This is a genomic window from uncultured Rikenella sp. (genome assembly GCF_910577125.1).
Classification (GTDB): Bacteria; Bacteroidota; Bacteroidia; order Bacteroidales; family Rikenellaceae; genus Rikenella.
The window spans coordinates 1-6,098 of the sequence record NZ_CAJTMN010000109.1 but is presented as its reverse complement, the minus strand read 5'-3'; the positions used below and the strand labels follow the sequence as shown (position 1 = coordinate 6,098).

Sequence of the window (6,098 nt, the reverse complement as noted above, 5' to 3'; positions counted from 1 at the left end):
CGCGCCGATGGTACTGCACAATGTTGTGGGAGAGTAGGTCGCCGCCTCCTTCAAGGGTCTCTTATCTCAACCGATAAGAGACCCTTTTTTTGTTATGCTTCTTTCCGATTTTCTCTATTATTCGGCTCATCTTTCCCCCGCCATCCAGCTTGTCAATTAAGAGGACTTTTTCAGGTATTCTATATGTCGCTTGGAAGAAGACATCCTCGTTCCATAATCCACAAGGATAGATATATAAGAACTATTTTAGATAGAATTTGACACCTTGAATTTCCGTGTATGCCCACGGGTGATCATAGGTGGTCGCCTTGATTCTTCGGTGCGTCTCTTCAATCGTCATATCGGGTGTGATTTTGCACAAAGCGTTTAATTCTTTGCGCGTATAAGGCTTTCTGACCCATTTCTCTGTTGATTGGGGCAATGAATCACCGGTAGCGATTTTAGCAATAATGGAAAGAAAAGAATTTAGAATACAAGCATAACATTTTTGTGTAATGGAATATACAGTGTCATTTGCCAAAACTTTGAATCTGTGCACCTCTATAATATTGCCCGTATCCACCTTACTCAACATATGGTGGCAGGTAATGCCAAATATGCTTTCTTGATTGTATATCGCGAAATTCGTGCAGCCGATTCCCGGATATTCAGGAGACCCCGGATGCCAATTAATCGCTCCTTTAGCGGCTCTTTGCAGTAAGCTTTCGGGAATAATCCACGGTGACAGGTACGAAAAGATATAATCGCCTTGCCACCACAAGATCTCTTCCGGAAATGTATCTTCTCGGCTTCCGAATAATACAGTTGTCCGAGGGAATATTTGTCGGACATATTCGGCAGCATAAGAGGTATTCGGATCATTCTTTTTGCCGATAAACAGAATGTTTAGATTTTGAGTCCGGTAATATTCGGAGAGCAATTCGGCCGCTCTTTTGGGAAAACGATCCAGACTTTCGAAAATGAAAGTGTCGTTCGGTTTGAAATCTCGGGTTGCGTTGTGTTCGTTCCATAATCTCAGCCAAATGTTATAATGGTTGAGTAATTTTCGAGCCGCTTCTCGGATTTCTAAGGGGAAATCAGCCATATCTTGGCTGATTATATCATGTAAATACAGATTGCAATCTTTTAAAGAGACTGCATATTGATAAGTATGGCCTGATGTTAAATACTGGTCATACAGTTTTTCAGAGCGTTCCATTTCCGACAGGAACGTTCGAATTGAAGTCGTATTCAGGATCATTGCGGTAGCAGAAAAATTAAAAACGTGGGACAATACCTGTCATCCGCTTTCTGAGGTTCTGGACTACCTATGCCGCAAGATAATAGAGTAAAGCCCACGTATCGCTACGCAGGCGTTACACTTTACTCCTTGCGGCTTTTGAAATTGTCCAGATTTCAGAAAGCAAGAATAAAAGTTAACGCTTTTTATGTCGTCTCTCCCGGCCCGGCGACCATCGCCCGCCGAAAGAGAAAAAGTCAGGAAAGAGGTGTTAATAAGAGGTTTGCGTCATAGGCAGTTTTGTTTTGATAAGCATTCAAATATACGAAAAATATTGAATTCCGGTTCAGGATAAACACTTTGCGATGTAGCGGCGTATTCGATCGATTTTATTCCCCCGCCCACATCCGTTTTCTGTAAAAACTTCTTTATATTTGCTTAAATATAAACGTCCGGTTCCGTCGCGAGCCGCGCCAAATTCAGCCCAGCCATGACCTCGCAACAGCTATTCCGAGAGATACGCGCCAAAGAGAGCTTCCTTTGCGTCGGCCTCGACACCGACATGAAGAAAGTGCCCCGGCACCTGCTGAGCGAAGAAGATCCGGTCTTCGCCTTCAACAAAGCCGTGATCGACGCCACCGCACCGTATTGCGTCAGCTATAAGCCCAACCTCGCTTTTTATGAAGCCGCCGGCTTGAAAGGGTGGAACGCCTTGGTGAAGACCGTCCGGTACCTGCGCGAGCGGTACCCCGAACAGTTCCTGATTGCCGACGCCAAGCGCGGAGATATCGGGAATACCTCCCAGATGTACGCCCGCGTCTTTTTCCAGGAGATGGACTTCGACGCCGTCACCTTGTCGCCTTACATGGGGAGCGACACCGCAGAACCTTTTTATGCCTATCCCGGGAAGTGGGCCGTGCTGCTCGCCTTGACCTCGAACCCTTCGGCACAGGACTTCGAGACCTTGTCGCTGGCCGGCGGAGAGATGCTCTATGAACGCGTGCTCAGAACCTCCATGAGCTGGGGAACCGAAGACAATACGATGTATGTCGTCGGCGCGACGCGCGCCGAACAACTCTCCCGCGTGCGGGCTATCGTGCCCGACCACTTCCTGCTGGTTCCCGGCGTGGGCGCTCAGGGCGGATCGCTCGCCGAAGTCGCCCGGCACGGGATGAACGACCGGTGCGGATTGCTCGTCAACTCCTCGCGCGGAATTATTTATGCCTCGGACGGCCGCGACTTCGCCGAAGCAGCCGGCGCTGCCGCCCGTCAGTTACAGGGCGAGATGGCCGGCCTGTTGGCCGATTACTGCAAATGATCATTTTGTAAAAAAGTCAGAAAGATATGGACATTACCAAGATGCCGCTATCGGGCAAGACCCGGCGGGAACACGACTTGTTGGGCGAACTGGACATCCCGGTGGAATACTACTTCGGCGTGCAGACCATGCGCGCGCTGGACAACTTCCATATCAGCCGCGTTCGGCTCTGCATGTACCCCTACTTCATCAAGGCGCTCGCCATGGTCAAAGAGGCCGCGGCGAAAGCCAACCGCGACCTCGGCGAGATCAAGCCGGAGGTGGCCGACGCCATTATCGCCGCCTGTCATGAAGTAGAGCAGGGGAAACTCGACGAGCAGTTCGTGGTGGATATGGTGCAGGGCGGAGCAGGTACTTCGACCAATATGAATGCCAACGAAGTGATCGCCAACCGCGCGTTGGAGATTCTCGGCCACCAGCGCGGCGAATACGCCCACTGCCATCCGAACAACGACGTGAACCACTCGCAGTCGACCAACGACGCCTATCCGACCGCCGTGAAGATCGCCCTGATCTATCAGACCCAGGATCTGATCGCTTCGCTGCGCGAGCTGATCGGCGCCTTCCATGCCAAAGGGATCGAATTCGCCCAAGTCATCAAGATGGGGCGGACGCAGCTTCAGGACGCCGTGCCGATGACCCTCGGTCAGGAGTTCGACGCTTACGCCGCCAACCTCTCCGAAGAGATCGACCGTCTGGAACAGAACGCCAAACTGCTGCTCGAAGTGAATATGGGGGCTACCGCGATCGGTACCGGCATCAACGCCGATCCGCAGTACAGCCAGATCTGTATCAAGTACCTGCGCGAGATTACCGGGCTTCCGATTACCGCCGCCACCAACATGATCGAGGCGACGAATGATACGGGTGCCTTCGTGATCTACTCGTCTGCCGTGAAGCGGATGGCCGTCAAGCTGTCGAAGATCTGCAACGACCTTCGGCTGTTGTCTTCCGGTCCGCGGACCGGTCTGAACGAGATCAACCTGCCTCCGATGCAGCCCGGCTCGTCGATTATGCCCGGCAAAGTGAACCCTGTGATTCCCGAGGTGGTGAACCAGATTGCATATAAGGTGATCGGGAACGACCTGACCGTGACCATGGCCGCCGAAGCGGGCCAGTTGGAGCTGAACGTGATGGAGCCGATCATCGTTTACAGCATTTTGGAGTCGATCGTGATGCTGGTGAACGGGATGAACACTCTGCGCGAGAAGTGCATCCTCGGGATCACCGCCAACGCGGATCGGTGTCGGGATATGGTTTACCACAGTATCGGTCTGGTGACCGCGCTGAACCCCTATCTGGGCTACGAGACCTCGACCGAGCTGGCCAAAGAGGCGCTTCGTACCGGCAAAGGGATCTATGACCTGGTGCTGGAGAAGAAGCTGATGTCGAAAGAAGAGTTGGATAATATTCTCCGTCCGGAGAATATGGTCAAACCTCGTAAATTTTTGCGGAAATAGCTTGCGGACAAGCATCGTCGTCGCCTGAACGATGCGTAAACGCCTTTGTTACGGCCCCCTTCGGGCCGGTAAACGCCTTGTGGTGCATACCCGCAGGGCGTTTTTACGGTTCGCCCCTTCCCCTTATCTACGTATAAAGCAAATAACCAAAGAAGCAATCGACCGCTTTATGAATCGATCCATCTTCGCCCTTTCCGGCGCCCTGTGCGCCGTGACCGGCAGTGCGCAGAGCGCCGACAAACCGGCTGCCGGGCCTCAGAAACGGCCCAACATCGTCTATATCATGTCCGACGACCACGCCGTGCAGGCCATCAGCGCCTACGGACACCCCCTGTCGCAGGTCGCCCCGACCCCGAATATCGACCGCATCGCCGCCGAAGGCGTACGTTTCGACCGCGCATATTGCGGCAACTCCGTCTCCGGGCCCAGCCGCGCGACGATTCTCACCGGCAAGCACAGCCACGCCAACGGCTTCCGAACCAACGCCGACTTCTTCGACGGATCGCAGACCACCCTGCCCAAAGTGTTGAAAGCGAACGGTTACTCCACCGCCATTATCGGCAAGTGGCACCTGAAAACCTACCCCACGGGGTTCGACTACTGGAAAGTGCTTGACGACCAGGGGATGTACTATAACCCCGACTTCGTCACCATGAGCGGCGACACCGTCCGTCAGCGCGGCTATGTGACCGACATCGTCGCCGACGAGAGCATCGAATGGATCGACCGGCACAAAGATCGGCCCTTCTTTATCATGGTGCACAACAAAGCCCCGCATCGGAACTTTCAGCCCGCCCCGCGGCACCTCACCTTGCACGAGCACACCTTTTTCCCCTATCCCGACAACCTTTTCGACACCTGGGAGGGGCGCGTGGCCGCCGGCCGGCAGGAGATGAGCATCGCCGGCCACCTGATGCCCGCTTACGACCTGAAGCTCTACACGCGCCGCGACGGGTGGGATCCCAAGAGAGACTGGGGGCCTGACTATCGTTTCATGGACTCCACCGAGCGGGAGGCCTATATCGCCTCCTATGACGCAGCGAATCAGGTCTACTACGACAATCCGCCCGTCGGCGACAGCCTGATCTGTTGGAAATTCCAGCGTTACATGCGTGACTACTTTTCGACCATCGCCGCCGTGGACGAGAATATCGGCAAAGTGCTCGACTACCTCGACAGCACGGGGCTGGCGGAGAACACCATCGTGGTCTATGCCTCCGACCAGAGCTTCTATCTCGGCGAACACGGCTGGTTCGACAAACGGTTCATGTACGAAGAGTCGATGCGGATGCCCCTGGTGATTCGTTATCCGGCTGAGATTCCGGCCGGAACGGAGGCCAAAAATACGCTGGTGCAGAACATCGACTTCGCGCCGACCCTGCTCGACTGGTGCGGGATCGAGAAACCGGACAGCATGCAGGGCGAATCGTTCCGAGACGTGGCCCGGGGCGGCGACCGTGCCGTAAAACCGGGGCGCGACTGGCGGAAGACCCTCTACTATCGGTATTGGGAGAACCCCGGGATTCACAACGTGATGCAGCACGCGGGTGTCCACGACGGGTGGTGGAAGCTGGTCTATTTCTTCAGCAACGAGACGCCGGCTCCGGCGGAGTGTTATTTCGAACTCTACGATCTGAAGCACGACCCGCACGAGATGCACAATCTCTACGGCGCTCCGGGAACGAAACGGATAACGCTTCGCCTCCAGCGAGAACTCCTCCGGCTGGCGGATTACTACGGCGACGAGCTGCCTCCCTGTCGTGAATTGAATGCTTTATAGTCTGTTCTTTGCGCCGGACGGAACCGTACCTTTTCTGAAGAACCGAGCGGCGTTACGCGAGCAGAGACCGCTTGCGGGCTATGCCGAGTTAGCGCGAGGAAGCCTTCGGGCAAAAGGTACCCAAAAGACTTTTAGATAGCTACGCTACGCCTCAGGCTCCGCAGTCCTCAATCTTCGAGATTGCTTTTGGGTCGGGGTTGTAGCGCGCCAAAGGTTGTGATTGCATTAAGCGCGCTACAACTCCCGGCCCAAAGAAAGTTCGAGAATTGGGCCGCCGGCAGCTTTAGGATGCGTAAGCATCCTCTAAAGTTTTTCTGGTTC

4 protein-coding genes are annotated in these 6,098 nt (G+C 54.3%); 3 read left to right on the top strand and 1 reads right to left on the bottom strand.

Translation table 11 applies throughout. The annotated features are described in order from the left end of the window. Window positions 1-241 precede the first annotated feature (241 nt). Window positions 242-1,198 (bottom strand): formyltransferase family protein, encoded by a 957-nt coding sequence (locus QZ292_RS09130; RefSeq protein ID WP_294600802.1) that lies wholly within the window; start codon window positions 1,196-1,198, stop codon window positions 242-244. A 511-nt stretch (window positions 1,199-1,709) separates the two neighbouring features. Here QZ292_RS09130 and pyrF point away from each other — a divergent pair. From pyrF to QZ292_RS09115, 3 genes are all read left to right on the top strand, one after another. Beyond that, window positions 1,710-2,537 (top strand): orotidine-5'-phosphate decarboxylase, encoded by an 828-nt coding sequence (pyrF, locus tag QZ292_RS09125; RefSeq protein ID WP_294600800.1) that lies wholly within the window; start codon window positions 1,710-1,712, stop codon window positions 2,535-2,537. Window positions 2,538-2,563: 26 nt separating this feature from the next. Next, complete coding sequence (gene aspA, locus QZ292_RS09120; RefSeq protein WP_294600798.1) at window positions 2,564-3,997, top strand: aspartate ammonia-lyase; 1,434 nt, start codon at window positions 2,564-2,566, stop codon at window positions 3,995-3,997. A 169-nt stretch (window positions 3,998-4,166) separates the two neighbouring features. Further along, entirely contained in the window at window positions 4,167-5,777 is a 1,611-nt protein-coding gene (locus QZ292_RS09115; protein ID WP_294600797.1) for a sulfatase, read from the top strand. The last annotated feature ends 321 nt before the right edge of the window (window positions 5,778-6,098 follow it).

What these genes read in the sequence shown, in the direction of transcription:
- QZ292_RS09130 (WP_294600802.1), bottom strand. Translation starts at nt 1,198, where the DNA reads ATGGAACGCTCTGAAAAACTGTATGACCAGTATTTAACATCAGGCCAT.
- pyrF (WP_294600800.1), top strand. Translation starts at nt 1,710, where the DNA reads ATGACCTCGCAACAGCTATTCCGAGAGATACGCGCCAAAGAGAGCTTC.
- aspA (WP_294600798.1), top strand. Translation starts at nt 2,564, where the DNA reads ATGGACATTACCAAGATGCCGCTATCGGGCAAGACCCGGCGGGAACAC.
- QZ292_RS09115 (WP_294600797.1), top strand. Translation starts at nt 4,167, where the DNA reads ATGAATCGATCCATCTTCGCCCTTTCCGGCGCCCTGTGCGCCGTGACC.